The 26,625-nt window shown below is 69.9% G+C and carries 25 protein-coding genes and 1 pseudogene; 13 read left to right on the top strand and 13 right to left on the bottom strand.

The window, feature by feature from the left end:
- Nucleotides 1-6: 6 nt before the first annotated feature.
- Complete coding sequence (locus tag ACWCRA_RS10630) at nt 7-834, top strand: hypothetical protein (protein WP_351545072.1); 828 nt, start codon at nt 7-9, stop codon at nt 832-834.
- Nucleotides 835-883: 49 nt separating this feature from the next.
- On the opposite strand, the gene thiC is transcribed toward ACWCRA_RS10630, so the two are convergent.
- A complete protein-coding gene (gene thiC, locus ACWCRA_RS10625; RefSeq protein WP_351545074.1) occupies nt 884-2,662 on the bottom strand; it encodes a phosphomethylpyrimidine synthase ThiC in 1,779 nt (592 codons plus the stop codon).
- Nucleotides 2,663-2,887: 225 nt separating this feature from the next.
- Between thiC and ACWCRA_RS10620 the strand changes: the two genes are divergently transcribed.
- A complete protein-coding gene (locus ACWCRA_RS10620) occupies nt 2,888-4,351 on the top strand; it encodes a YibE/F family protein (protein ID WP_451067248.1) in 1,464 nt (487 codons plus the stop codon).
- Nucleotides 4,352-4,504: 153 nt separating this feature from the next.
- Here ACWCRA_RS10620 and ACWCRA_RS10615 read toward each other — a convergent pair whose 3' ends face one another.
- The 4 genes from ACWCRA_RS10615 to ACWCRA_RS10600 form a co-directional block, all read right to left on the bottom strand.
- Entirely contained in the window at nt 4,505-4,927 is a 423-nt protein-coding gene (locus ACWCRA_RS10615) for an SsgA family sporulation/cell division regulator (RefSeq protein WP_451067247.1), read from the bottom strand.
- Nucleotides 4,928-5,048: 121 nt separating this feature from the next.
- Nucleotides 5,049-5,837, bottom strand: coding sequence for an IclR family transcriptional regulator (locus ACWCRA_RS10610; protein WP_451067246.1), 789 nt, complete (start codon nt 5,835-5,837; stop codon nt 5,049-5,051).
- A gap of 207 nt (nt 5,838-6,044) precedes the next feature.
- Nucleotides 6,045-6,263 carry a DUF5326 family protein gene (locus tag ACWCRA_RS10605; protein WP_351545086.1) on the bottom strand — a complete coding sequence of 73 codons (219 nt, stop codon included), beginning with the start codon at nt 6,261-6,263 and terminating at the stop codon, nt 6,045-6,047.
- A 265-nt stretch (nt 6,264-6,528) separates the two neighbouring features.
- On the bottom strand, nt 6,529-6,846 hold the full coding sequence (locus ACWCRA_RS10600; RefSeq protein ID WP_351545170.1) for a cupin domain-containing protein: 318 nt from the start codon (nt 6,844-6,846) through the stop codon (nt 6,529-6,531).
- Between the two features lie 51 nt (nt 6,847-6,897).
- On the opposite strand from ACWCRA_RS10600, the gene ACWCRA_RS10595 reads away from it, so the two are divergent.
- The 7 genes and pseudogenes from ACWCRA_RS10595 (at nt 6,898) to ACWCRA_RS10565 (ending at nt 12,253) form a co-directional block, all read left to right on the top strand.
- Nucleotides 6,898-7,275: a phage holin family protein gene (locus tag ACWCRA_RS10595; RefSeq protein WP_351545089.1), complete on the top strand. Its 378-nt coding sequence runs from the start codon at nt 6,898-6,900 to the stop codon at nt 7,273-7,275.
- 6 nt (nt 7,276-7,281) lie between these two features.
- A complete protein-coding gene (locus tag ACWCRA_RS10590) occupies nt 7,282-8,415 on the top strand; it encodes a cystathionine gamma-lyase (RefSeq protein ID WP_451067245.1) in 1,134 nt (377 codons plus the stop codon).
- Nucleotides 8,416-8,677: 262 nt separating this feature from the next.
- Nucleotides 8,678-9,568 carry a LysR family transcriptional regulator gene (locus ACWCRA_RS10585; RefSeq protein ID WP_351545094.1) on the top strand — a complete coding sequence of 297 codons (891 nt, stop codon included), beginning with the start codon at nt 8,678-8,680 and terminating at the stop codon, nt 9,566-9,568.
- 52 nt (nt 9,569-9,620) lie between these two features.
- Nucleotides 9,621-10,100, top strand: coding sequence for an NUDIX hydrolase (locus tag ACWCRA_RS10580; protein WP_351545096.1), 480 nt, complete (start codon nt 9,621-9,623; stop codon nt 10,098-10,100).
- A 224-nt stretch (nt 10,101-10,324) separates the two neighbouring features.
- Nucleotides 10,325-11,197 (top strand): annotated as a pseudogene (locus ACWCRA_RS10575) (GNAT family N-acetyltransferase).
- Nucleotides 11,198-11,327: 130 nt separating this feature from the next.
- Nucleotides 11,328-11,786, top strand: a complete 459-nt coding sequence (locus ACWCRA_RS10570) for a MarR family winged helix-turn-helix transcriptional regulator (protein WP_351545101.1) — start codon at nt 11,328-11,330, stop codon at nt 11,784-11,786.
- A gap of 11 nt (nt 11,787-11,797) precedes the next feature.
- On the top strand, nt 11,798-12,253 hold the full coding sequence (locus ACWCRA_RS10565) for an N-acetyltransferase family protein (protein ID WP_451067244.1): 456 nt from the start codon (nt 11,798-11,800) through the stop codon (nt 12,251-12,253).
- A 79-nt stretch (nt 12,254-12,332) separates the two neighbouring features.
- Here ACWCRA_RS10565 and ACWCRA_RS10560 read toward each other — a convergent pair whose 3' ends face one another.
- Nucleotides 12,333-13,712, bottom strand: a complete 1,380-nt coding sequence (locus ACWCRA_RS10560; protein ID WP_451067243.1) for a serine hydrolase domain-containing protein — start codon at nt 13,710-13,712, stop codon at nt 12,333-12,335.
- 185 nt (nt 13,713-13,897) lie between these two features.
- On the bottom strand, nt 13,898-15,364 hold the full coding sequence (dnaB, locus tag ACWCRA_RS10555) for a replicative DNA helicase (protein ID WP_351545173.1): 1,467 nt from the start codon (nt 15,362-15,364) through the stop codon (nt 13,898-13,900).
- A 441-nt stretch (nt 15,365-15,805) separates the two neighbouring features.
- On the opposite strand from dnaB, the gene ACWCRA_RS10550 reads away from it, so the two are divergent.
- On the top strand, nt 15,806-17,143 hold the full coding sequence (locus tag ACWCRA_RS10550) for an MATE family efflux transporter (RefSeq protein WP_451067242.1): 1,338 nt from the start codon (nt 15,806-15,808) through the stop codon (nt 17,141-17,143).
- Between the two features lie 232 nt (nt 17,144-17,375).
- Here ACWCRA_RS10550 and rplI read toward each other — a convergent pair whose 3' ends face one another.
- The 4 genes from rplI to rpsF all read right to left on the bottom strand — a co-directional run bounded on the left by rplI (nt 17,376) and on the right by rpsF (nt 19,101).
- Nucleotides 17,376-17,822 (bottom strand): 50S ribosomal protein L9, encoded by a 447-nt coding sequence (gene rplI / locus ACWCRA_RS10545; protein WP_351545111.1) that lies wholly within the window; start codon nt 17,820-17,822, stop codon nt 17,376-17,378.
- A 17-nt stretch (nt 17,823-17,839) separates the two neighbouring features.
- The gene (gene rpsR / locus ACWCRA_RS10540) at nt 17,840-18,076 is read right to left on the bottom strand and encodes a 30S ribosomal protein S18 (protein ID WP_003956534.1); all 237 of its coding nucleotides are present in this window, start codon (nt 18,074-18,076) and stop codon (nt 17,840-17,842) included.
- Nucleotides 18,077-18,133: 57 nt separating this feature from the next.
- Nucleotides 18,134-18,736 carry a single-stranded DNA-binding protein gene (locus ACWCRA_RS10535; RefSeq protein ID WP_451067241.1) on the bottom strand — a complete coding sequence of 201 codons (603 nt, stop codon included), beginning with the start codon at nt 18,734-18,736 and terminating at the stop codon, nt 18,134-18,136.
- Nucleotides 18,737-18,810: 74 nt separating this feature from the next.
- Nucleotides 18,811-19,101, bottom strand: a complete 291-nt coding sequence (rpsF, locus tag ACWCRA_RS10530) for a 30S ribosomal protein S6 (protein ID WP_006604399.1) — start codon at nt 19,099-19,101, stop codon at nt 18,811-18,813.
- Nucleotides 19,102-19,370: 269 nt separating this feature from the next.
- Between rpsF and ACWCRA_RS10525 the strand changes: the two genes are divergently transcribed.
- The 3 genes from ACWCRA_RS10525 to ACWCRA_RS10515 all read left to right on the top strand — a co-directional run bounded on the left by ACWCRA_RS10525 (nt 19,371) and on the right by ACWCRA_RS10515 (nt 22,102).
- Nucleotides 19,371-19,676, top strand: a complete 306-nt coding sequence (locus ACWCRA_RS10525) for a hypothetical protein (RefSeq protein WP_351545117.1) — start codon at nt 19,371-19,373, stop codon at nt 19,674-19,676.
- Nucleotides 19,677-19,833: 157 nt separating this feature from the next.
- A complete protein-coding gene (locus tag ACWCRA_RS10520; RefSeq protein WP_351545120.1) occupies nt 19,834-20,952 on the top strand; it encodes a lipid II:glycine glycyltransferase FemX in 1,119 nt (372 codons plus the stop codon).
- 118 nt (nt 20,953-21,070) lie between these two features.
- Entirely contained in the window at nt 21,071-22,102 is a 1,032-nt protein-coding gene (locus tag ACWCRA_RS10515) for an alanine racemase (RefSeq protein WP_351545122.1), read from the top strand.
- Nucleotides 22,103-22,124: 22 nt separating this feature from the next.
- Here ACWCRA_RS10515 and ACWCRA_RS10510 read toward each other — a convergent pair whose 3' ends face one another.
- Nucleotides 22,125-23,639, bottom strand: a complete 1,515-nt coding sequence (locus tag ACWCRA_RS10510) for a glycosyltransferase family 87 protein (protein ID WP_351545124.1) — start codon at nt 23,637-23,639, stop codon at nt 22,125-22,127.
- 148 nt (nt 23,640-23,787) lie between these two features.
- Nucleotides 23,788-26,601, bottom strand: coding sequence for a transglycosylase domain-containing protein (locus ACWCRA_RS10505; protein ID WP_451067240.1), 2,814 nt, complete (start codon nt 26,599-26,601; stop codon nt 23,788-23,790).
- Between the last annotated feature and the right edge of the window lie 24 nt (nt 26,602-26,625).

Here is a 26,625-nt window from a genome sequence, read left to right as displayed (position 1 = left end):
CGGGGGATGCACATGAAAAGCGCTCCGCACCTGCTGACCGAGGACCGCGCCGAATTCGAGCGGGTCCTCGACGAGGCGCTGCGCACCGCCCAGGACCGACCGGACCTCGCGGCCGTGGGGCAGCGGCTGAACCCCACACAGCTGCGCACCATGGCCCTGAACGCGACGACACTGATCACCAGCGCCGCCGCCGCCGAGTACGAGCACTACACCCGTATCCGCGAGGAGTCGCGCTCTCCCGCGCCCCCGGACACGGCCCCCGGAACCGCACACGGCACGGTCACCGGCGACCCGGCCGGGACCGGCGCCGGTCTCTCCGCCGTGATCGCCGTGCTCGCGCCGGTGCTCGCCGGAACGGCCGCACTGATATTCCTGCTCATCGGCTATCTGCTGAGGATGCTCGATCCACCGCCCTCCATCGCGACGCCCCTGGTCACCGCCGGCTGGTTCTTCACGGCGCTCACCGCGGCGGCCATGCTCTTCGCCGCGGTCGCCCTGCTGCGCACCGCCCTGCGCAACAGCTCCACCCAACTGCCCGCCGAGGAGGCGATCGACCGGCTCCCCGACGAACTGGCCCGCGCGAAGGACGCCTGGCGGCACGCCCTGCTGGAGCGCGGCATCCTGCCGTTTCTGCGGGCGGCGCTGTCGGACCCCAGCGCCGACCCGATGTCCTCGGCACCGCCGCACCCGGTGAGCCGTATCCCGAAGATCGGCTACAGCGGGCCGGAGTTCTCCAGCCCGCGCGACGGCTCGTCACCGGACCAGCGGCCCACTTTCACCAGCCCGGACTTCACCAGTCCCGACTTCGGCGGCCCCGAGCGCCGGCCCGAGTGACCCCGCCCGCCGGCACCCCGGAGGCGCCGGCGTGGCGGCACGGCCGCGCTCACTCCGCGATCGGCAGATACACCCGGTTGCCCGCCTCGGCGAACTCCCGGGACTTCCCGTTCATCCCCTCCTCGATCTCCTCCTGGGTGCCGCCGTGCTGCCTCCTGATGTCCTGGGAGATCTTCATGCTGCAGAACTTCGGACCGCACATCGAGCAGAAGTGCGCGGTCTTCGCCGGCTCGGCCGGCAGCGTCTCGTCGTGGAACTCCCGTGCCGTGTCCGGGTCGAGGGCCAGATTGAACTGGTCCTCCCACCGGAACTCGAACCGCGCGTCGGAGAGCGCGTCGTCCCACTCCTGGGCCCCCGGGTGCCCCTTGGCCAGATCGGCCGCGTGCGCGGCGATCTTGTAGGTGATGACCCCTGTCTTCACATCGTCGCGGTTCGGCAGGCCCAGGTGCTCCTTGGGCGTGACGTAGCAGAGCATGGCCGTGCCCCACCAGGCGATCATCGCCGCCCCGATGCCGGAGGTGATGTGGTCGTACGCGGGCGCCACATCCGTCGTGAGCGGGCCGAGCGTGTAGAACGGCGCCTCCTCGCAGATCTCCTGCTGGAGGTCGATGTTCTCCTTGATCTTGTGCATCGGGACGTGACCGGGACCTTCGATCATCGTCTGCACCTGGAAACGCTTGGCGATCCGGTTGAGTTCCCCGAGCGTCGTCAACTCGGCGAACTGCGCCTCGTCGTTGGCGTCCGCGATCGAACCGGGCCGCAGCCCGTCCCCGAGCGAGTAGGTGACGTCGTACGCGGCGAGGATCTCGCAGAGCTCCTCGAAGTTCTCGTACAGAAACGATTCCTTGTGGTGCGCCAGACACCACGCCGCCATGATCGAGCCGCCGCGCGAGACGATGCCGGTCTTGCGGCGCGCCGTCAGCGGCACGTACCGCAGCAGCACACCCGCGTGGACCGTCATGTAGTCGACGCCCTGCTCGGCCTGCTCGATGACCGTGTCCTTGTAGACGTCCCAGGTCAGCTCCTCGGCCCGGCCGTCGACCTTCTCCAGAGCCTGGTAGAGCGGCACCGTGCCGATCGGGACGGGGGAGTTGCGCAGCACCCACTCCCGGGTGGTGTGGATATTGCGGCCCGTCGACAGGTCCATGACCGTGTCGGCGCCCCAGCGCGTCGCCCAGGTCATCTTCTCGACCTCCTCCTCGATGGAGGAGGTCACGGCGGAGTTGCCGATGTTGGCGTTGACCTTGACCAGGAACCGCTTGCCGATGATCATCGGCTCGATCTCCGGGTGGTTCACGTTGGCCGGCAGCACGGCACGGCCCGCCGCGATCTCCTCCCGCACCACCTCGGGAGCCACGTTCTCCCGGATGGCGACGTACTCCATCTCCGGGGTGATCTCGCCCCGGCGGGCGTACGCCAGTTGGGTCACCGCCTGCCCGTTCCGGCCCCGGCGGGGCTGGCGCGGGCGCCCGGGGAAGACCGCGTCCAGGTTCTTCAGCCCGCCGCGCGGCGAGGTGTGCTTGATGCCGTCGTCCTCGGGGCGGACCGGACGGCCCGCGTACTCCTCGGTGTCACCCCGGCCGATGATCCAGTTCTCCCGCAGCGGCGCCAGGCCGCGGCGTACATCGGTCTCGGTGGCGGGGTCGGTGTACGGGCCGGAGGTGTCGTACAGCGTCACATCCGTGCCATTGGTGAGGTGCACCTGGCGGACCGGCACCCGGAGGTCGGGGCGGGAGCCCTCGACGTACCCCTTGTGCCAGCCCGGTGTGCGCTCGCCGCCCCCGGTGGACTGGTCGACGGCAGGCGTGCGTGCATCCTGAACGGTCATGAGACCTACTCCCTACGCCGGCATTACCCGGTAACAGGTTCGGCGGTCGACGCAGCGATGTCCGCAGCCGGTGTACCGGCGTGGGCCGGTGGTCGGCCCGTACGGAGTTCAGCGCCCTCTCAGCCCGGTGCTCCGAGCTCCCGCGTGTGCAAAGGTGGCACCACGCTAGCGTCCTTTCTGGCGTGCTGAACAGAGGCCCCCGCCCGTTCTTGCGATGATCGGTCGGTGACCTCATCTCCTGCCGACCCGCACCACGGGCACGGGCACAGCCACAGCCATGGCCCGGCCGCGCCCGTCTCCCGGCATCTGCGCCGGGTCATCGCCGCCGTGCTGATTCCTTTCGCCGCCGCGGTCGTGGTGGGTCTCGCGGTGCTCTGGCCCGGGTCGGCGCCCGGCCATGAACGCACCGGTGTCGGCTTCGACCGGCAGACCGAGCAGGCGAGGGTGACCGCCGTGGAACGGGTGGACTGCAAGACGGTGAACGCCGGCCGGGTGCCGCCGACCGGGGACACCAGCACCCCCCAGGGGCGCGAGGCCGTCAACTCCGCCCAGGGCGAGTGCAAGAAGGCCCGGATCGAGGTCACCAGCGGCAAGCAGACGGGCCGGACCTTCACCGAGATCGTCCAGCCGGACGCCTCCCGGCAGCTGAAGCAGGGGCAGGAGGTGGTGGTGGCCTACGCCCCCGACGCGCCACGCGAGCTCCAGTACTCGGTGATCGATGTGGACCGTACGCTTCCGATGGCCCTGCTGGCCGGGATCTTCGCCCTGGCCGTGGTGCTGGTGGGACGGATGCGCGGGGTGATGGCGCTGATCGCGCTGGCCGCCTCCTTCGCCGTGCTCACCCTCTTCATCCTCCCCGCGATCCTGGAGGGCTCCAACCCGCTGATCGTCGCGGTGGTCGGGGCGAGCGCCATCATGCTGATCGCGCTCTACATGTGCCACGGGCTGACCGCCCGCACCTCGGTGGCGGTCCTCGGCACCCTGATCTCGCTGCTGCTGATCGGGCTGCTGGGTTCGCTCTTCATCGACTGGGCGAGTCTGTCGGGCAACACCGACGACAACACCGGTCTGATCCACGGCCTCTATCCGGAGATCGATATGAGCGGTCTGCTGCTGGCCGGTGTCATCATCGGCTCGCTCGGAGTGCTCGACGATGTGACGGTGACCCAGACCTCGGCCGTGTGGGAGCTGCGCCAGGCGGACCCGACGATGGGCCCCCGGGCGCTGTACCGGGCCGCCATCAGAATCGGCCGGGACCATATCGCCTCGGTGGTCAACACCCTCGTACTGGCGTACGCGGGTGCCGCGCTGCCGCTGCTGCTGCTGTTCTCGATCGCCCAGAGCGGGGTGGGGACGGTGGCCAACAGCGAGGTGGTGGCGGAGGAGATCGTACGGACCCTCGTCGGGTCGATCGGGCTGGTCGCCTCGGTGCCGGTGACCACCGCGCTCGCGGCGCTCGTGGTCTCCGCCGACCGGCCGGGCGGCTCCCCGGCCGGCACTCCGGCGGGCTCCGGGCAGGGATCTCCGACGCGCTCCCCCGCGGGCTCCACGGTGGGTCCGCCGGCCGGACCGCCGACCGGACCGGCGGGTTCCACGGCGGGGGCCGGCACGAGCGGGGCGCGGCCGGGCGGAGGGCGGCAGGGCGGGCTGCCGGGGCTCGGCGGCAAGGGCCGCCGGCGGAAGAAGTAGCCGCGGCGCAGGGGGCGCGTTCCGCTCGTCCCGGCCGGGCCGGCGGCGCGGCCCGGCAGGGGGCTCAGCCGGTGCGGGGCCGCGGGGGCGCGGTGTCCGGAGGCGTGGTGGCGCGGTGGCCCGAGGCCCGCCGGGTCAGCCGGGTCAGCCGGGTCAGCCGGCGAGGATGCCCGTGAGCGCCCGGTCGAGATCGCCCTCGAAGTCGCCGTAGGACCGCTCCTGTCCGAGGGGCACCAGCCGGTCGGTCCGGTCGAGAAAGGCCACCATCGGGGCCACGCTCACCAGGAACAGCGCGCGGTCGCCGCAGACCTGGAGCCGGATGCCGATGTCGGACTGCTCGTCCGGACCGGTGGGCGCGATGTGGACATCGCCCTCACCGCTCGGCCCGAGCAGTCCGCCCAGCAGCAGATCGCGACCGAAGGCCCAGGTCACAGGCGCGTCGCCGGGCAGATGGAAGGTCATCCGCACGGCGTACGGGTCCTCCGCCTCGTACCGGAGCTCCACCGGCACCCGGAAGGCGAGCTCCTCGGAGACGAGAAAGCTCATCAGGACCTCGGCCTGGACCGACTCGCGCATCGTGTACACCCCGCAGTGAAGGACGGCTGCTGAAGATCTGTCGAAAACGGCCAGGAATGATCCTCCCGGCCTCTTGCCGCAATCGTGCTTGAAGCGCTAGAGGACTACAAGCGGTGATTCTTCAGATACTGATAGAGAGGGTGAGGGCGCCCAGCAACCCTCCCACCCCGTCGCGCAGTTGCTCGATCGCGGGGAGTAATCGCTCCTCCTGGTGGAGGGGGAGGGAAATGGCCATCGCGACGGGGTCGGCGCCCGCGGCGATCGGGACGGCGGCGCAGACCGTACCGAGCGTGTACTCCTGGCGCTCCACCACCGGCCGCGGCCGTCCCGCGGAGTCGAACCGCTCCAGGGAGTCGAGCCGCCTCAGCAGGGTGCGGCGGTCCCCGGCCGAGTGGCGCGTGAGGGGCACGACGGGGTGGCGGTCGAGATGGTCGCGCCGGGACGCGGGGTCGAGCCGGCTCAGCAGACACTGGCCGATGGCGTGGGCGTGCGCGGTCTCGCGGAGATCGGCCCACTCCTCGACCGCCGGGGTGGCGGGAGAGTCGGCGCAGGCGACGATCTCGATCTCACCGGCGCGGTAGCGCGCGAGGTAGACCGGTGCGCCGATGGCGTCCCGCCAGTACGCCAGGGCCTCTTCGACTCTGCCGCGACGATTCTGCACGGACTCGCCGGTCAGCAGTGCGCCGACGGCGCCGCCCAGGACGAAGACGCCGTGCTCGCGGCGGAGATAGTCGTCATGGGCCAGGGTGCGCAGCAGATGGTAGGCGGTGGGAAGGGGAATACCCGCTTCCCGGGCGAGCTGTTTGGCGGGCGCCCCGTCCGGATGACAGGCCGCGGCCTCCAGCAGCCGCAGGGCCCGCTGCACCGAACCGATCAGGGTCGGGGCAGTGGCGCTGGTACCTCTGGCCAAAGGTCACCCCCGGCATGGTGACGGACGCATCGCCCGCCCGCGGGGGCCGCCCCCGCGTGCCCGCCGCGCCGGCGCTCCCGGGAGGTCTCCGATGGCGGACTCCCAGGGGCCGGGCGGCGGCTTGCCAATGTAACGGCCACCCCGCCGGATGGAGCTGGTATCCAACGGGTGTTCCCTCGGGCGGGTTAACAGGTGTACCGCGAGCGGTTACCAATCCCCTCGCGAGTTCGATGAGGCCATGAACTTCCGTACGACAAAGACGAGTCCGGCTATCAGGGCGACGGCCATCAGCACCTTGAAGAGCAGGCCGATCACAAACCCGACCACACTCGTGATCAGACCGCCGAACACGACGAGGACGACGAGCGGCACCGCGACCCACTTCACCCACCACGGCATTCCGGCAAGGATTTCCTTCGCTGCCATCACACTGCCTCTTTCCCCGGGATCGATCCGGCTTCGCTGATCGTGTTCCCGATGCTAGGCGGACGGCACCGGGAACGGGGCGCCGCGAGCCCTTGCTCTCCCCTGACCGGACCCCTAGGGAATCAGGAGCGTCGCCCTCCGCTTCAAGACCGGGACCCGCGGTCCGAGGCCGGGACCCGCGGTCCGCGAGCGGGACCCGCGGCCCTGGCGGCGGGCCGCCGGGGGGCTGACGTGCCCGCCGCCGGGGCGCCCGGGCGCGGGCCCGTCAGCCCTCCGGCGGCGAGAAGACCACCAGCACCCGCAGATCCTCGGTGATGTGGTGGAACCGGTGCGGCACCCCGGCCGCGACATGGACCACACTGCCCCGCCCGACCTGGGTCGTCTCCTCGCCGACCGTCAGGGAGGCCCGACCGCTGACCACGAAGTAGATCTCGTCCTGACCGTGCGGCCGCTGCGGGTCCAGCGCTCCCGCGTCGAGCGCGTAGAGACCGGCGGACATGTTCCGCTCCCGCAGGAACTGGAGGTACGCGCCCTGGTTGGCGACCCGCTCCGCCTCCAGCTCGTCCAGCCGGAATGCCTTCATCGTCCGTCCGTCCCTGCCGTCGTTCCGATCACATCTGTCACGATCAGACACATGTTGAATTTCCTCGTCAAGACGCTCGCCAACGCGGGGGCCCTGGCCGTGGCCATCTGGCTGGTCAGCGGCATCACCCTCAGCGGTGACAGCACCGGTGAGCAGGCCCTGGCCCTGCTGCTGGTCGCCCTGCTCTTCGGTCTGGTCAACGTCTTCGTCAAGCCCCTGGTCAAGCTGCTGGCCCTGCCCCTGTTCATCCTCACACTGGGGCTGATCACGCTGGTCATCAACGCCCTGATGCTGATGCTGACCTCCTGGCTCGCCGACAAGCTCGATCTCAGCTTCCATGTCGACGGCTTCTGGACCGCGGTCCTCGGCGGCCTGATCATCTCCATCGTCTCCTGGGCACTGAACGTCGTCCTGCCCGATGGGGAGTGAGCGCCGGTGAACCGCGCGGAGAGGACCGGTGACGGTACGAGGGCGGTACGGGCGGGGCTGCCCGAACCGGTGAAGCACGAGCCGACCCTGCCGGGTCCGGTCTTCGCGGCCCACTTCCATCTGCCGGGGGAGCCCACCGGACCGTACACCTACGGGCGGGACACCAACCCGACCTGGACCCATCTGGAACGGGCCATAGGTGAGCTGGAGGCGCCCGGGGAGCAGGTCGAGACCGTGACCTTCGCCTCCGGGATGGCCGCGATCTCCGCCGTGGTCTTCTCCCAGCTCCGGACCGGGGACGCGGTGGTGCTGCCCAGCGACGGCTATCAGGCACTGCCGCTGGTCCGGGAACAGCTCGACGCCTACGGCATCGAGGTGCGGACCGCTCCGACCGGCGGCGACGCGCAGCTCTCCGTGCTGGAGGGCGCGCGGCTGCTCTGGATCGAGAGCCCGTCCAACCCGGGGCTCGATGTCTGCGACATCCGGGGACTGGTGGACGCGGCGCACGCGGCCGGCGCTCTGGTCGCCGTCGACAACACGCTCGCGACCCCGCTGGGGCAGCGCCCGCTGGAGCTGGGCGCCGATTTCTCGGTGGCCAGCGACACCAAGGGGATGACGGGCCACGGCGACATCCTGCTCGGCCATGTGACCTGCCGCGACGCCGGGCGCGCCGCCGAGGTGCGGCGCTGGCGGAAGGTCGTCGGGGCGATTCCGGGGCCCATGGAGGCCTGGCTCGCGCACCGCTCCCTGGCCACGCTCCAGCTGCGGATCGAGCGCCAGTGCGCCAACGCGCTGACGCTGGCCCGGGCGCTCGGCGACCGCCCCGAGGTGACCGGGCTGCGCTATCCCGGACTGCCGGACGACCCCTCGTACGCGCTCGCCACCCGTCAGATGCGGCGGTACGGCGGGGTGGTCTCCTTCGTGCTGCCGGACCGAGGCCGGGCGGAGCGTTTTCTGGACGCCCTGCGCCTGGTGGACGACGCGACCAGCTTCGGCGGCATCCGCTCCTCCGCCGAGCGGCGCGGGCGCTGGGGCGGTGACGCGGTGCCGGAGGGCTTCATCCGCTTCTCGGCGGGCGCGGAGGACCCGGACGATCTGGTGGCCGATGTGCTGCGGGCTCTGGACGAGGCGGCCCGGTAGCGCCGGGAAGGGCGCCGGGCGGACCGTGATCTCCGGAGTGCCACGTGGAACCATCCTGGACACGATAGGTTCACGGCAGCTTCTCGGGCGGTCCGAGCCTCCCCCCTCGTGGCTCGGACCGCCCCGGTTCATCCCCCCAGAAGAACCGCGCGACCCAGGCTAGTTGACTCTGCGTCAGTGTCCAATCACAGTAGCGACAGCGACCTATCGACTTATTTATAGTTGTTCGGTTCGGGGATACAGCCGGTCGGGAGGGCTCGGAATGGATCTGGCCCTGTTGCGCACCTTTGTCACCGTGCACCGTGCGGGCTCCTTCACCCGGGCGGCCGCACTGCTCGGGCTCTCCCAGCCGGCCGTCACCGGCCAGATACGCACCCTGGAAAGACAGTTGGGGCGCCCGCTCTTCCTGCGCCAGGCGCGCGGCGTCACCCCGACCACCATCGGCGACGAACTCGCCCACCGGGCCGCTCCCCATCTGGACGCCCTGGTCGAGATAGCCGAGGCGGGTCTGGACGACGAGGCGGGCATCAGAACCCTGCACCTGGCGGGGCTGCCCGAGTTCACCTCACTGCGCGCCCTGCCCGCCCTCACCCCGCTGATCGCCCAGGGGCTGGCCCTGCGGGCCTCCTTCGGCAACGCCGAGGAGACGCTGGAGGGCCTGGCCGCCGGGCATCATGATCTGGCCATCACCACGGCACGGCCGCGCGGCGGTCTGCTCACCTCCACACCGCTCTGCGACGAGGAGCATGTCCTGGTCGCCTCCCCGCGCTGGGCCGCCCGGCTGGGGCCCGACGTGCTGTGCGGGGGGCATGTGCTGCTGGAGCAGCTCCCGGTGGTGGAGGTCCATGAATCCCTGCCGCTGGTCTCCCGCTACTGGGCCGCCGTCTTCGACTCCAAGCCGGCTGCGGCGGGTGCTGTCATAGCGCCTGACCTGCGGGCTGTTCTGGAGACCGCCGCCTCGGGAGCCGGGCTCGCCGTGCTGCCGCGCTATCTGTGCGAGGAGGCCCTGGAGCGGGGACGGCTGGTGGCGCTTCTCGACCCTCCGGTGCCTCCGCTGCGCACCTACTTCCTTGTCGTACGGACCGGCACCCTGGCTCTCCCCCATATCGCCCGGGCGCATGAGTGGCTGCTGCGCGCCGCCGTCGACTGGTGACACGGCGGTCCAGTCGAGTTTCAGAACAGGCGATACGGGCCATTTTTCAGTCATGACCGAACGTCCCGTGGTCAAGCGCACCGCCCGCGCCATCCTGATCGATGGCGACGATCTGATTCTGATCAAACGCACCAAACCCGGTGTCGATCCGTACTGGCTGACCCCGGGCGGCGGGGTCGAACCCTCGGACACCACCGTGGTCGACGCTCTTCACCGCGAGGTGGACGAGGAGCTGGGCGCCAAGATCACCGATGTGGTGCCCTGCTTCGTGGACACCGTCGAGCACATCGCCGGGGGCGGGGTGACGGGGGTGAAGGTCCAGCACTTCTTCGTCTGCCGGCTGGAGTCCATGGACCCCGCGCGCCGGCACGGCCCGGAGATCGAGGCCCCCTGCGGGGAGTACGAGATCGTACGGGTGCCCTTCAGCAGGATGGGGATCGCCGGTGTCCATCTGGTGCCGCTCTCCCTCCGTCACTATCTGGACGGCAATATCGAGGGTGTTCGGGCGATGCACGCCCCCGACCTGGGCTGAGGTTCCGCAGGATGGGGCCCTCCGCAGGGTGGGGTGCTCGGCACGGTGAGGCGCTCGGCACGGTGAGGTGTTTCACACGGCGCGGTGTTTCACGTGAAACCCTCCTGCCCGGTTGGCGGCCCCCGGGCGCCGCCGCCACCCGCTCGGGGCCGGTGGCCGAAGAGTGAGATCACTTCCGGGAAAACACTGGACGAGCGATCACTGCGTCAGCCAGCCTGATCCCCATGCCGACACCGCTCCCACCGTTGCCCATGCGCCGCCTCACCAGGAGCGATCTCGTCTCCTGCGCGAATCTCTCCGAGGACCGCGGCTGGCCGCGCGAGGAACACAAGTGAGGCCTCCTTCTCTCGGCGGGGACCGGGTACGGCATGGACGACCCTTCCGGCAAAGGGCTGGCCGCCGCCTGCGTGGTGACCTCCTACGGTCCCGGGCTCTCGACCATCGGTATGGTGCTCGTCGCCCAGCAGTACGCCCGCCAGGGCATCGGGCGCCGCATGATGCGGCAGATGCTGAACGAGGCCGGAGGGACTCCGCTCGCCCTCCACGCCACCGCGCAGGGCCGGCCGCTCTACGAGGAACTGGGCTTCACCGCCGTCGGTGGCGCCGAGATGGTCCGGGGCCGGCTCCGCACCGATGCCCTGGCTCCGGGTCCCGGCGGCCGTGGCCGGGCCACCACCCGCCCGGCCACGGCCGACGATCTCTCCGCGATCGTCCGGCTGGACACCGAGGTCTTCGGCCTGGACCGCACCCCGGTCATCGCACGGTTGCCCGCCTTCGCCGACCAGATCAGGGTGGCGGAGAGGGACGGGGTGCTGACGGGGTACGCGGCGGCCTGGCCGAACATGGACACCCATGTCATCGGCCCTTTGATCGCCGACAGCACCGAGACGGCGCAGTCGCTGATCGTGTCCCTGGCCCCGGCCACGGATCGCCCCTTCCGGACCGATGTCGATGTGCGCCACCGGGACCTCCTCGGCTGGCTGAAGGAGAACGGTCTGGAGACGGTCTCCTCCAACACCGTGATGACCCATGGCATCAGCGAGGTCCCGGGCGACTGGACCCGTCGCTTCGCCCCGCTGTCGGTGGCGCTCGGCTGAGCCTTCCGCCGGCGGGGCCCGGCCGACCGGCCCGACGGGGCCCGACCCGACCGGTACTTGCACGCGCGGCATATTGCGGATTTCGTCTACCCTGGCAGGACGCCGCCCCGGTCCGGAGGAGGACCCCCAGATGACCGCGACCGACCCCGCGCTCACCGCACTCTCCCAGAGCTGGTGCACCCTCTCCCTGCTCCACGGGAAGATCGAGGCCCGCGTCGAGAAGGCCCTGGAGAGCAACCACGGCCTGAGCGTGCGCGAGTTCTCCCTGCTCGATGTCCTCAGCCGTCAGCACACCGGCGCCGGCGGGCATCTCCAGATGAAGCAGGTCGCCGAGGCCGTGGTGCTGAGCCAGAGCGCCACCACGAGGCTGGTCACCCGGCTTGAGGACCGGGGGCTGCTGCGGCGCTATCTCTGCGACACCGACCGGCGGGGCATCTACACCGATGTGACCGGGTCCGGGCAGGCTCTGCTCGCCGAGGCCAGGCCCACCCATGACACCGCGCTGCGCGAGGCCTTCGACGAAGCGGCCGGGGACCCTGCCCTCGCTCCCCTGGTCAAGACCGTGAAAGCGCTCCAAGCACCCGCGTAGTCTTCTGGATCATGAGCGAACCGGTGATCAGAGCAGCAACGGCCGAAGACATCCCGGCGATTGTGGCGATGCTCAGGGATGACCCGCTGGGCGCTCAGCGGGAATCCGCCGACGACCTCACGCCGTACACCGCCGCCTTCGAGCGGCTGACCGCGGACCCGAATCAGCGGTTGATCGTCGCTGTCCGGGCCGGCCGGGTCATCGGCACTCTCCAGCTCACCTTTGTCTCCGGGCTCTCCCGGCTCGGCGCCACCCGTTCGATCATCGAGGGTGTGCGCATCCACGCCGGAGAGCGCGGCAGCGGTCTGGGCACCCGGCTCATCGAGTGGGCGATCGAGGAATCCCGCAGCCGTCCGGACTGCCGGCTGGTGCAACTCACCTCGGACGCCACCCGCACGGACGCCCACCGCTTCTATGAGCGTCTGGGCTTCGAACCGTCCCACATCGGATTCAAGCTCCCCCTCTGACCGGTGCCGCCTGCCTCACTCGGCCGGGACCGGCGGTGTTTCACGTGAAACACCGCCCGGCTCCGCCTGCCCGGCCCGGTCATGACCGGGTCCCGCGCCACCCCTCGGGGTCAACACCACCGGGCACCCCCGCGCCGGCCTCATAGGGCTCCCGGGTGAACACAAAGGACGCGAGGTCGAGATGGCGGACCGAGCCGTCCTCCCGGCGCACCACCCGCAGGGTCTCGCCCGCGTAGTAGCCGTCCTGGCCGACCCAGGTCCCGTCCCCGGCCGGGATGAGGCGCGAGCCCCGGCCTCCACCTCTCAGCGGCTGGATCTCCAGTCCCCCGCCGTCGAGAAGCCGCAGCCCGAACGGATGGGCTCCCCAGTACCAGGGGCCGGTCAGGCCCAGGAGCCCCTGGTCGACCTCCGGAAGGGGCCGCCACGGCTCCGGAATGCGCGGTTCGGCCTCCGCCACCAACCGCACAAGATCGGCGGCCACAGCGCCGGGGAGAGGCCCTGAGGTGGCATTGGCGAGCACCACCGCGGCGACCGCGTCCTCCGTGCTCACCCAGAGGCAGGCGACAAAGCCGGGGAGCGAACCGGTGTGGCCCACGAGGGTCCGTCCATCTCTCCGTACGATCTGCACACCCAGCCCATAGGTGCTGTCCCAGTCGCCGGCCTCGGCGGGGGCGGACGGGGTGCGCATCTCCGCCACCGAGGAGGCCCGGAGGACCCGGTCGTCGCCCTCCGTGAGGAAGACCGCGAACCGGCAGAGATCAGCGACCGTCGACCAGAGCTGTCCCGCCGGGGCCATCAGCCCGAGGTCCTCGGCGGGCTCGGGCAGCAGCACATCGGCCCAGGGGTGGACCGCCCACCCCTCCGCACAGGGGCTCTGCGGCTGGACGCTCGTACGCGTCAGGCCCAGGGGTTCGAGGATCTCGCCCCGCAGAACGCTCTCCCAGGAGGCACCGCGTACGGCTTCGACCAGCGAACCCAGCAGGGTGTAGCCCGTATTGGAGTAGTGGTGCCGGCGGCCGGGAGGGTGCGGAACCGGCTCCTCCCCGAGCACATCGGCGAGCCGGGGCCGGAGCGCCCCCGGGGTCCGCTCCCACCAGGGCGCGGGCGACTCGGCGCCCAGGCCGGCGGTGTGGCCGAGCAGTTGGGCGATGGTCACCTCGCCCACGCCGGTGCCCGGGAGGTGCTTCTCCAGGGGGTCACCGAGATCGAGCAGCCCCTCGTCCCGGAGCCTCATCACCAGCACGGCGGTGAAGGTCTTGGTGAGCGAGCCGATCCGGTACTGGGTGTCGACGGACCGGTCCCCCTCGGCCGAGGGGCGGGCCTCGGTCCACACCAACCGCCCCTCCCTGGCCACTCCGGCGACGAGAGAAGGCGCACGCCCCTCCGACTGGGCGGTGGCGACACGGTGCAGAAGGGCCCGCTCCGTCGTGGGGAGCAGCGCCGTCAAGGGTGAAGTCATGGGGCAGGTCTACCTAAATCACCGGGCGGAGTCGACTCCGGAGCCCCGAGGGGAGGGCGACCGGCGCCACAGCACCGGACATACTCCCTATGGGCCTATGGGCGGGAGACCGACGGGACCCTGCGGCGGCGAACCGCGCCCCGGCAGCCGGACACCGGCACCCGCGGCCGGTCCGGAGGACAGGATCACGTCTGTGCCATGTCCACAAAGCGGGAGTAGTGCCCCTGGAACGCCACGGTGATGGTGGCCGTGGGGCCGTTACGGTGCTTGGCGACGATCAGGTCCGCCTCGCCGGCGCGCGGGGACTCCTTCTCGTACGCGTCCTCGCGGTGGAGCAGGATCACCATGTCGGCGTCCTGCTCGATGGAGCCGGACTCGCGGAGGTCGGAGACCATCGGCTTCTTGTCGGTGCGCTGCTCGGGACCACGGTTCAGCTGGGAGAGCGCGATCACCGGCAGCTCCAGCTCCTTCGCCAGCAGCTTGAGGTTTCGCGACATGTCGGAAACCTCCTGCTGGCGGCTCTCGGCGCGCTTGGAGCCGCCGGACTGCATCAGCTGGAGATAGTCGATGACGACCAGCTTCAGGTTGTTGCGCTGCTTCAGCCGCCGGCACTTCGCGCGGATCTCCATCATCGACAGATTCGGGGAGTCGTCGATGTAGAGCGGCGCCTGGGAGACATCCGGCATCCGCCGGGCGAGCCGGGTCCAGTCCTCGTCGGTCATCGTGCCGGAGCGCATATGGTGCAGCGCCACCCGGGCCTCGGCGGACAGCAGACGCATCGCGATCTCGTTGCGCCCCATTTCGAGGGAGAAGATCACGCTGGGGAGGTTGTTCTTGATGGAGCAGGCGCGGGCGAAGTCCAGCGCGAGGGTGGACTTTCCCATCGCGGGGCGGGCCGCGATAACGATCATCTGGCCCGGGTGGAGACCGTTCGTCAGGGAGTCGAAGTCCGTGAAGCCGGTGGGCACCCCGGTCATCTCTCCGCTGCGGGAGCCGATCGCCTCGATCTCGTCGAGCGCGCCCTCCATGATCTCGCCGAGCGGCAGATAGTCCTCGCTGGTGCGCTGCTCGGTGACGGCGTAGATCTCGGCCTGGGCGGAGTTGACGATCTCGTCGACATCGCCGTCCGCCGCGTATCCCATCTGCGTGATCTTGGTGCCGGCCTCCACCAGCCGCCGGAGCACCGCCCGCTCGTGGACGATCTCCGCGTAGTACGAGGCGTTGGCCGCGGTCGGCACGGACTGGACCAGGGTGTGGAGATAGGGCGCTCCACCGACCCGGGTGATCTCACCGCGCTTGACCAGTTCGGCGGCGACGGTGATCGGGTCGGCCGGCTCGCCCTTGGCGTAGAGGTCGAGGATGGCCGTGTAGACCGTCTCGTGGGCGGGCCGGTAGAAGTCATGGCCCTTGATGATCTCCACGACATCGGCGATGGCGTCCTTGGAGAGGAGCATGCCGCCCAGAACGGACTGCTCGGCGTCCAGGTCCTGGGGCGGAACCCGCTCGAAGCCGGGGGAGCCCCCGTCCCAGCCGCCGCTGTCGCTGCCGCGCTCGTGCTGGTCGTCACGGCCACCGCGCTGGTCGTTGCGGCGCTGGCGGGAGACGGGCAGACGATCACTGGGGCCGCCGTCGGCCGCCCACGGGTCGTCCAAGGGCTCGGAAATGCTCAACCGGGCCACCTCCTCCGTCCGCTCAGCGGACCTAGCCGTGCCCCTCTTTCTACGGCACGGCACTGACAAAACGAGTGGCCCAACTCCGCTTCCGGCGCGTCGGGCGACGGTCCACGGTAGGCCCCCGGGCACCGTCAGCCAATCTGGTTATCCACAGGCCATGTGGACGAGTGACCCAATGCTGTGGAGAACCTGGCAGAACCTGTGCACGGACCGGGGGACAGCACTGTGGACAAAATCATGTCGCGCTCAGGAGACCATCTCTGACCTGCATGTTTTCCATCCACTGGCTGTGGGGGAGAAAAACTTTCCCGACCGGGCCAAGATCAGAACAAACGGCGCACACCCCAGCCGCCACCGCGACTGAATGTAAGCGTCAGTAGTCAATTGCATCTCTTACCTGTGGAAGATTACATTGAGCGCATGACACAGGCCCCCGCGCTCCCCAAGGCTCTACGGCGACGCCATGACCGAGAGATCATCGCACTCGCCGTCCCCGCCTTCGCGGCCCTTGTCGCCGAGCCGCTGTTCCTGATGGTCGACAGCGCCATCGTCGGGCACCTCGGCACGCCCCAACTCGCCGGGCTCGCCATCGCCGCGGCCCTGCTGATGACCGGGGTCAGTGTCTTTGTCTTCCTCGCCTACGCCACCACCGCCGCCGTCGCCCGGCGCGTCGGCGCCGGAGACCTCCCCGCCGCCATCCGCCAGGGCATGGACGGCATCTGGCTGGCGATCATCCTGGGCGTGGCCGTCGTCGCCATCACCCTTCCATCGGCACCCTGGCTCGTCGATCTCTTCGGAGCCTCCGACACCGCCACCCCCTACGCCATCACCTATCTGCGGATCTCGATCCTCGGCATCCCCGCGATGCTGATCGTCCTCGCCGCGACCGGCGTTCTGCGCGGCCTCCAGGACACCCGGACACCGCTCTATGTCGCCATCGGCGGCTTCACCGCCAACGCGGTCCTCAACGCGGGGCTGGTCTACGGCGCCGGCCTCGGCATCGCGGGTTCCGCCTGGGGCACGGTGATCGCCCAGTGCGGCATGGCCGCCGCCTATCTCATTGTCGTCGTACGCGGGGCCCGCCGGCACCACGCCTCGCTCCGCCCCGACGCCGCGGGCATACGGGCCAGCGCCCAGGCCGGTGTCCCGCTGCTGGTCCGCACCCTCTCCCTGCGCGCCGTCCTGATGATCGCCACCGGAGTCGCGGCCCGGCTGGGGGACGCCGAGGTCGCCGCCCATCAGATCATTCTCTCCCTGTGGAGCCTGATGGCCTTCGCCCTCGACGCCATCGCCATCGCCGGACAGGCCATCATCGGCCGCTATCTGGGAGCCGGCGACGCCGACGGCGCCCGTCAGGTCTGCCGCCGGATGGTCCAGTGGGGTATCGCCTCCGGAGTGGCGCTGGGGCTGCTCCTGGTCGTCGCCCGGCCGCTCTTCGTGCCCCTGTTCACCAGCGACCCGGCCGTCCACGACAGTCTGCTCCCCGCGCTGCTGGTGATCGCCGTCTGCCAGCCCGTCGCCGGGGTGGTCTTCATCCTCGACGGTGTTCTGATGGGCGCCGGAGACGGCCCCTACCTCGCCCGGGCGATGCTGGTGACCCTGGCGGTCTTCGCACCCGTGGCGCTGCTCGTCCCGGTCCTCGGTGGCGGACTGACGGAGGTCTGGTGGGCCATGACCCTGATGATGACCGTCCGGATGGCGACCCTGTGGCTGCGGACCCGGTCCGGCCGCTGGATCGTCACCGGCGCCACGCGCTGAGCGGGCGCCGCACCGCACGCCACGCCACCGCACGCCACGGCACAGCACGCCACGCCAGCACGGCACGGCACCCGGCACCCGGCCATCCGGCCGCCCAGTACCGCCCGACGCGAGCGCACTGTTTCACGTGAAACACACGCGGCTCCCGAAGCCGTGCTCCGGAGGTTCCGAAAGACGAAGGGGCCGCACCCGATGGGTGCGGCCCCTTCTACAGCTCAGTCATACGCGGCACTCAGGCGGCGATGACCTCGACGCCGAGCTTCGCGGCGACCTCGGGGTGCAGACGCACGGACACCTGGTGCGAGCCCAGGGTCTTGATCGGCGAACCGAGCTCGACACGACGCTTGTCGACCTCCGGGCCACCGGCGGACTTGATCGCCGTGGCGATGTCAGCCGGGGTGACGGAGCCGAAGAGACGGCCGGCGTCGCCGGAGCGAACAGCCAGACGCACCTTCACGGCCTCGAGCTTGGCCTTGACCTCGTTGGCCTGCTCGATGGTCGCAATCTCGTGGATCTTGCGGGCGCGGCGGATCTGCGCCACGTCCTTCTCGCCACCCTTGGTCCAGCGGATCGCGAAACCACGCGGGACCAGGTAGTTGCGAGCGTAGCCGTCCTTGACGTCGACGACGTCGCCGGCCGCACCGAGGCCGGAGACCTCGTGAGTGAGGATGATCTTCATGATTCGGTCACCCTCCCTTAGCGCGCGGTGGACGTGTAGGGCAGCAGCGCCATCTCACGGCTGTTCTTGACTGCCGTGGCGACGTCACGCTGGTGCTGCGTGCAGTTGCCGGTGACGCGGCGGGCACGGATCTTGCCGCGGTCGGAAATGAACTTCCGCAGCATGTTCGTGTCCTTGTAGTCCACGTACACGGTCTTGTCCTTGCAGAACGCGCAGACCTTTTTCTTTGGCTTGCGCACAGGCGGCTTCGCCATGGTGTTTCTCCTGTGTGATCAAGAAGTGGGGGTACGAGCGCCCCTGGGAGTGATCCCTTAGAAGGGGGGCTCGTCCGAGTAGCCGCCGCCGGAACCGCCGGAGGCGCCGCCGGAGCTTCCGCCCCAGCTGCCTCCGCCGCCCTGCTGCTGACCGCCGGACGGCGCGCTGGTGGCCCACGGGTCGTCGGCGGGTGCACCGCCGCCGCTCTGCTGGCCGCCACCGGGGCCGCCGCCCCAGCTGTTTCCGCCGCCCTGCTGCTGACCGCCGCCGCCGTACCCACCCTGACCGCCGCGGCCGGTGGTCTTGGTGACCTTGGCCGTGGCGTTCTTGAGACTGGGGCCGACTTCCTCGACGTCCAGCTCGTAGACCGTGCGCTTGACGCCCTCGCGGTCGTCGTAGGACCGCTGCTTGAGCCGGCCCTGCACAACGACGCGCATGCCGCGCTGGAGCGACTCGGCGACGTTCTCCGCCGCCTGACGCCAGACCGAGCAGGTCAGGAAGAGGCTTTCGCCGTCCTTCCACTCATTGGTCTGACGGTCGAAGGTGCGGGGAGTGGACGCGACGCGGAACTTCGCGACCGCCGCACCGGACGGGGTGAAGCGCAGCTCGGGGTCGTCGACAAGATTGCCGACGACCGTGATGACGGTCTCGCCTGCCATGGGGGAACCTCTCGGCGGGGATTGCTTCTGGCTGCTTGCTGCTACTCGAACCCGATATCCGCTGAGCTAGACGCTCAGTGGGTCTCGGGACGGAGGACCTTGGTCCGGAGGACCGACTCGTTCAGGTTCATCTGGCGGTCGAGCTCCTTGACGACCGCAGGCTCGGCCTGAAGGTCGATGACCGAGTAGATGCCCTCGGGCTTCTTCTTGATCTCGTAAGAGAGACGACGACGGCCCCAGGTGTCGACCTTCTCCACCTTTCCGTTGCCCTCACGGACGACGGAGAGGAAGTTCTCGATCAGGGGAGAGACAGCGCGCTCCTCCAGATCGGGGTCGAGGATGACCATCACCTCGTAGTGACGCATGTGGAACCCACCTCCTTTGGACTCAGCGGCCACGGTCGTTCCGTGGCAGGAGGGTCGTGATGCGTAGCAAAGGTGTCTGATTCAACCAGCCGCCACTGACAGCGGCGGAAGATCGGCCTGTGGCCAGGACAGACACCAGTGCAGACCGTACAGAGTACCCGGAGAGGTGCTTCCGGTTGAAATCCAGAGGGAGGGGGCCGCAATCTGTACACATCGGGTGTGCGCAGCGCTACGGTGCGCGGCGCGCCGGCAACGCCAGGAGGTGCCACATGGCACAGGCAGTGCGACGTCAGACCTCCCTCTTCGCCACGGACGGCAAGCCCCACCCCCTCCAGGACACTCTGGTCGCGGTGACGCTGGTGCTGGGCGTTCTCGCCTTCATCACGTCGTTGTTCCACCACCTCCACCTGCTCAGCTCCTGGGCCGGGCTGGTGGGAATCCTCACGGGCGGCTACGGCCAGTTCATCTCGGTGACGACCCGCGAGCGCACCGCGCTGATCATCGGCCTCGGTGCCTCCGCTTTCGGGTTCTTCCTCGGGATGGCCCACGGCGGTCTCTTCGGCGGGGTCTTCTGACCGGCCCTCCGGAGTCCCGGGTCCTCGGCGGCGGCGCACACCCGCGCGGCCGCTGTGGACCCTGCGGCCATTTGGGGTGATCCCGAGCCCAGTAGGCTTCGGCGCGAGAGCCGGAGCCCCTGACCCATGGGGACACACCTGCCGAGGAGCGCCCCGCATGAGCCTGACCCTGAGGACCATCAGCCGAGAGCAGCATCTGGCGTACATCCAGTCCCTGCCATCGGCCAGTCACTGCCAGGTCCCGGCGTGGGCTGATGTGAAGACGGAATGGCGCTCGGAGAATCTGGGCTGGTTCGACAAGACGGGCCGGCTCGTCGGAGTCGGCCTGGTGCTCTACCGCCAGTTGCCCAAGATCAAGCGGTATCTCGCCTATCTGCCCGAGGGCCCGGTCATCAACTGGTACGCGCCCAACCTGGACGACTGGCTCCAGCCGATGCTCGCCCATCTCAAGCAGCAGGGCGCCTTCTCCGTGAAGATGGGTCCGCCGGTGGTCATCCGGCGCTGGGACGCCCCCGCGATCAAGTCGGGCATCCAGGACCCGGATGTGAAGCGCCTGAAGGACGTCGAGGCGACGCACATCGAGCCCCGCGCCTTCGAAGTGGCCGACCGGCTCCGGAAGATGGGCTGGCAGCAGGCCGAGGACGGCGGCGCCGGCTTCGGCGACGTGCAGCCCCGGTACGTCTACCAGGTGCCACTGGCCAACCGCTCGCTCGACGATGTCCTCAAGGGCTTCAACCAGCTCTGGCGGCGCAACATCAAGAAGGCCGAGAAGGCCGGTGTCGAGGTCGTGCAGGGCGGCTACCACGACCTGGAGGAGTGGCAGCGGCTGTACGAGATCACCGCGGTGCGCGACCGCTTCCGGCCGCGCCCGCTGTCGTACTTCCAGCGGATGTGGTCGGTCCTGAACACCGAGGACCCCAACCGGATGCGGCTGTACTTCGCGCGCCACAACGGGGTGAACCTCTCCGCCGCGACGATGCTGGTCGTCGGAGGGCACGTCTGGTACTCGTACGGCGCCTCCGACAACATCGGGCGCGAGGTCCGGCCGTCGAACGCGATGCAGTGGCGGATGCTGCGGGACGCGTACGCCATGGGCGCCACCGTCTACGACCTGCGCGGCATCAGCGACTCCCTCGACGAGACGGACCACCTCTTCGGTCTCATCCAGTTCAAGGTCGGAACGGGCGGCGAGGCCGTCGAGTACGTCGGCGAGTGGGACTTCCCGCTCAACAAGCTTCTGCACAAGGCGCTCGACATGTATATGTCGCGCCGCTGACGCGACGGGCCGGGGCGGCTGCTCCGCTGCTGACGCCGCCCGCGCCCACGCCGTAACCTCGTAGATTCCGTACACCTCCGACACCACCGCAGCCACCAGAAAGGTTCCGGGCCGGCCCATGGCGCTCTCCCTGTACGTCGACACCACGCGCTGGCGGGCGCACCAGAAATCCGTGATCGACCAGTTCCCCGGCCTGGTGCCGGTCTGCAAGGGGAACGGCTACGGCTTCGGCCACGAGCGGCTCTCCGAGGAGGCGTCCCGCTTCGGCTCCGACATGCTGGCCGTGGGCACCACCTACGAGGCGGCACGGATCAAGGACTGGTTCAGCGGCGATCTGCTCGTCCTCACCCCGTTCCGCCGGGGCGAGGAGCCGGTTCCGCTGCCCGATCGCGTGGTGCGCTCGGTCTCCTCGGTCGACGGGGTGCACGCCCTGGTCGGCGCCCGGGTCGTCATCGAGTGCATGAGCTCGATGAAGCGCCACGGCGTCTCCGAGCAGGATCTGCACCAGCTGACGGGCGCCATCGACGATGTGCGGCTGGAGGGCTTCGCCATCCATCTGCCGCTGGACCGCACGGACGGGTCCGACGCGGTCGAGGAGGTCATCGGCTGGATGGACCGGCTGCGGAACGCCCGGCTGCCGCTCCACACCATGTTCGTCAGCCATCTGCGCGCCGAGGAGCAGGCGAGGCTCCAGCAGCAGTTCCCGCAGACCCGCTTCCGGGCCCGTATCGGCACCCGGCTGTGGCTCGGCGACCACGACTCGACCGAGTACCGCGGCGCGGTGCTCGATGTCACCCAGGTCTCCAAGGGGGACCGGTTCGGCTACCGCCAGCAGAAGGCCGCGTCCGACGGCTGGCTGGTCGTCGTCGCCGGCGGCACCTCGCACGGGGTGGGCCTGGAGGCGCCGAAGGCGCTGCACGGGGTGATGCCGCGGGCCAAGGGCGTCGCCCGCGCCGGTCTGGCGACGGTCAACCGGAATCTCTCGCCGTTCGTGTGGGCGGGCAAGCAGCGCTGGTTCGCCGAGCCCCCGCACATGCAGGTGTCGATCCTCTTCGTCCCCTCGGACGCCCAGGAGCCGAGGGTCGGCGACGAGCTGGTGGCGCATCTGCGCCACACCACGACCCAGTTCGACCGGCTGGTCGACCGCTAGGACGACGGCCGGCCCCGGGGCCCTACCGCTCGGTGGGGCCCGTCGGCGGGCCCCCGGCGGTCTCCCGGGGCACGGTGCCCCACTGGGTCCTCGGGCCCTCGGGCGGCTGCTCCCGGTGAGCGGCGGCCCGCCCTCGTACGAAGACGTCCTCGGCCCCGTCGAGCACCCCGCCCGACGGGTCGTCCGAGCCGTCCTGCCGTACGCCGTCGTGCTCCGGCAGGAGAATGTCGCGGACCACCACGGCGCACAGATACAGCGTTCCCAGCAGATGCAGGGCGACCGCCACGTGGTAGCCCTCGGCGGGGAGCCCCTGGTGCTTCTCGCCCGTGGTGTAGGCGAGGTACAGCCAGATCCCCAGGAAGTACATGACCTCGCAGACCTGCCAGATCAGGAAGTCCCGCCAGCGGGGCCTGGCCAGCGCGGCGAGCGGGATCAGCCACAGGACGTACTGCGGCGAGTAGACCTTGTTGGTGAGGATGAACGCGGCGACGATCAGGAAGGCGAGCTGGGCGAACCGCGGCCTGCGGGGGGCGTACACGGTGAGCACGCCCATGCCCGCGAAGATCAGCACCATCAGCAGCATCGCGTAGTTGTTCGCCGTCTCCGGCTCGATCACCATGTCCGTGCGCTGCTTGATGATCAGCCACAGTGAGCCGAAGTCGACCTGTCGTTCCTGGCTGAAGGTGTAGAACTTCTTCCACCCCTCGGGGGCCAGCAGCATCACCGGCAGATTCACCAGCAGCCAGACGCCCGCAGCGCCGAAGGTGGCCGTGGCGAACTCGCGCCACCGGCCGGCCCGCCAGCACAGCAGGAAGAGCGGGGCGAGGAGGAGCGCCGGATAGAGCTTGGCGGCGGTGGCCAGGCCGATGAGGACACCGAAGGCCAGGGCCCTGCCCCGGGACCACATCAGCATGGCGGCGGCGGTGAGCGCCACGGCCAGCAGGTCCCAGTTGATGGTGGCGGTGAGGGCGAGCGCGGGCGCCAGCGCCACCAGGAGCGCGTCCCAGGGGCGGCGGCGGTGGGTGCGGGCGACACAGACGGCGAGGACCGCGGTGCAGACCATCAGCATGGCCGCGTTGATCAGCCAGTACACCTGCTGCTGGTTCTGCACGGAGCCGCCGGCGAGATCGAGCCAGGAGGCGACCTGCATGAACAGCCCCGTCAGCACGGGGTACTCCAGGTACGCCATGTCCCCGGGGAGCCGGTCGAAGTACGGGAGCAGCCCCTCCGAGAAGCCGCGCCCCACATAGAGGTGCGGGATGTCGGAGTAGCAGGCGTGCGTGTACTGCGAGTTCACCCCGCGGAACCAGGCCCAGTTGTAGCAGGGCATCTTCTGCACCATGCCCAGCGCGTACATGCCGATGGCCACCAGGGCCACGACCCGAACGGGGTTGAGGTAGCCGGCCGGGGAGCGCAGGGCGTAGCGGCCGGCCGGGCCGCCGATCAGCTCGCTGCCGGAGGCGGCGACGGAGTCCCGCCGCGTGGGCCGTACGTCCGGCCGGTCCTGGTACACGCTCGTCTCTTCTGCGCTGGGCATGGTGCTCATCCTGCCGTACGGGGCCGGGGGTGCGGCGAGGGCCGCCGCCCCGGGTCCACGGGCCGTGCACGGGGCACGGTCGGTGGGCGTCGGGTGCGGCGGCCCTCGTCACCGGCGGAAACCGGGTGGGGTGCGCGGCTCGGGGGTCCTACCCCCAGGGGCCTCCGAAGATGTTGTCTCCCGACTCTCCCGGCTCGCCCGGATTGCCGGGTTCCCCGGGCTCCCCGTTCCCTCCGGGGTCGCCCGGCTCTCCCGGCTCGCCGTTCCCTCCGGGGTCGCCCGGCTCTCCCGGCTCGCCCGGATTGCCGGGTTCCCCGGGCTCCCCGGACGTTCCGCTGTTGTCGTTGCCTCCGTTGCCCGAGCCTCCCGGCTGGCCGCCGTTGGCACCGCCCGGATCACCGCAGGCCCAGTCCTCCCACGGGTTGCACGACTCGGACGGGGTCTGCGACGGCGTCTTGGACGGGGTCTGGGAGGGGGTCTGCGACGGGGTCTGGGACGGCGTCTGCGACGGGGTCTGGGACGGCGTCTGCGACGGGGTCGGGGACGGGCTGGTGGCGCCGCCGCCCCAGAAGCCCTCACCGATCGGCTGCGGCTTCGGGAACTTCTTCACGGGCTCGCCCTTGAGCGCGTCCGACATGTACCGCTGCCAGATCTCCGACGGGAACGACGAACCGTGGATCTTGTCCCTGCCGCCTGTGCCGAACATCTCCAGGAAGCCGCGGTTGGCGTTCTTCTCGTTGTCGTCGAGGCGGTACATGTCGATCGCGGTCGACAGCTGCGGGGTGTAGCCGACGAACCAGGCGGACTTGTTGCCATCGGTCGTACCGGTCTTGCCGGCGACCTGGCGGCCCGGGAGACGGGCGTTGTTGCCGGTGCCGTCCTCGTCCTCGACGACATCCCTGAGGACATCGGTCACATTGCGGGCGATGTTCTCGGTGAAGGCCCCGACGGGCTCGTCCTCGTGCTGGTAGATGGTCGCGCCGCGCTTCTTGACGTGGTCGACGCTGTACGGGTCCCGCCGCTCGCCGTCGGCGGCGAAGGTGCCGTACGAGCTGGCCATCCGGATGGCGCTCGGGCTGGAGATGCCGATCGAGAACGAGGGGACGTTGGCCTTGTCGAGCGACTCCGGGAGCAGCCCCGCGTCCTCGGCGGCCTGCCGCACCTGCGGGATGCCGATGTCCATGCCCAGCTGCACGAAGGGCGAGTTGGCGGAGACGATCATGGCTTCCCGCAGGTTGATGTCGATGTAGTCCTCATCGCCGTCATTGACCTGGAAGAGCTCCTCGCCCTTCTCGTTCCGCCAGACCTCGCCGTTGTACTTCTTGATCCTGAGCTTGTTCTTGCCGTTGTAGATCGTCTTGTCGGGGTTGATCAGCGTGCGCTGCTCCAGCGACTGCTCCGGCCCGAGCCGGGGATCGCGCACACCGTCGCGCATCGCGGCGGCGAGCACATACGGCTTGAAGGTCGATCCGACCTGGGCACCCGTGGTGTCGGCGTTGTTGGTGAAGTGCTTGGTGGCGTCCTCACCGCCGTAGATCGCGACGATCTTCCCGGTCTCCGGCTCGACCGAGGCGCCACCGAACTGGACATGGGTGTCCTTCTTCGGGCGCTTCTTGGGGTCGATGTTCTCCTTGCGGACCTTGTTGACCGCCGCTTCGAGCTTCATGACCTTCTCCTTGTTGAAGGTCGTGTGAATCTCGTAGCCGCCCTGTGCCAGGTCGCGGGCCTCTATGCCCCTCTCGTTGTTGGAGAGGAAGTTCGCCTTGGCGAGGTCGACCAGATAGCCGATCTGCCCGCCGAGCTTCGCGCCCTTGCGCACCGGGTCCGGCATCGGGAAGCCGTCCTGGAGGAACTTGTCTCGTTCGGCGGCGTCCAGGTGCTTGTCCTTGACCATCTCGTGGAGAATCCACTGCCAGCGGTCCTTCGCGCGGGCGCTGTTCTTCTCCTTGGTCGCGGCGGGGTTGAGGTCGGTCGCTCCCGCAGGGTCGTACCAGGTCGCGCCCTTCAGCAGCGAGGCGAGGACGGCGCACTCGCTGGCGTTCAGCTTCTGGGCGTCCTTCCCGTAGTACGTACGGGACGCGGCCTGTATGCCGTACGCGCCCCGGCCGTAGTACGAGGTGTTCAGGTAGCCCGCCATGATCTCGCGCTTGGTGACATTGCTGTCGATCTTGATGGAGATGAACAGCTCCTTGAACTTGCGGCTCAAGGTCTGCGACTGGTCGTCGAGGCGCGCGTTCTTCACATACTGCTGGGTGATGGTGGAGCCGCCCTGGGTGTCCTGGCCCTTGGCCATGTTCACCAGGGCACGGCTGATGCCCATCGGGTCGATGCCCTCGTCGTCCCAGAAGGTCTTGTTCTCCGCCGAGATCACGGCGTTCTGCATGTCCTTCGGGATCTGGTCGAGCCCGATGTTCTGCCGGTTGATCTCACCACCGGTGGCGGCCATCTGGGTGCCGTCGTCCCAGTAGTAGACGTTGTTCTCCGCCTCGGCGATCTTGGCCGGGTCGGGCACCCCGACCATGGCGTAGGCGATGGTCGCGGCGGTCATCAGGCTGCCGAGGAAGGCCAGGCAGAGCCCGGTCACCAGCTTCCACGACGGCATCCAGCGGCGCCATCCGTACTTGTCGTGGCGGGGGTAGTCGATCAGCCGCTTCTTGCCGGGGCGTCCCCCCCGGCCCTCGTGGTGCCCACCGCCGCCACCGCCCCGGCGGCCACCGCCCCGGCCGCCGTGGCCGGCGCCCGCGCCTCCTTCGGTGCGCCGTCGGCCACCGCGCTGCGCGGCACGGCGCGCCTCGGCCCGCCCGCCGTAGGGCCGCTCCTCACTGTGCGACACGGAGGCGGAACCCGTGGTCTCTCTGGGCTGTGCGGCGCGCCGGCCGGGGGAAGACTGCTGGGCGGTGCGTCTGGCAGCCGCACGCCCGCCGCCTTGCGGCTGTGGCGGTTTGCGACGGTGCTCGCTCATCGAACGACTACTCCTCGGGCAGGC

It is taken from the genome of Streptomyces sp. NPDC001889 (genome assembly GCF_053594535.1).
This window is presented reverse-complemented; position numbering and strand designations above follow the sequence as displayed.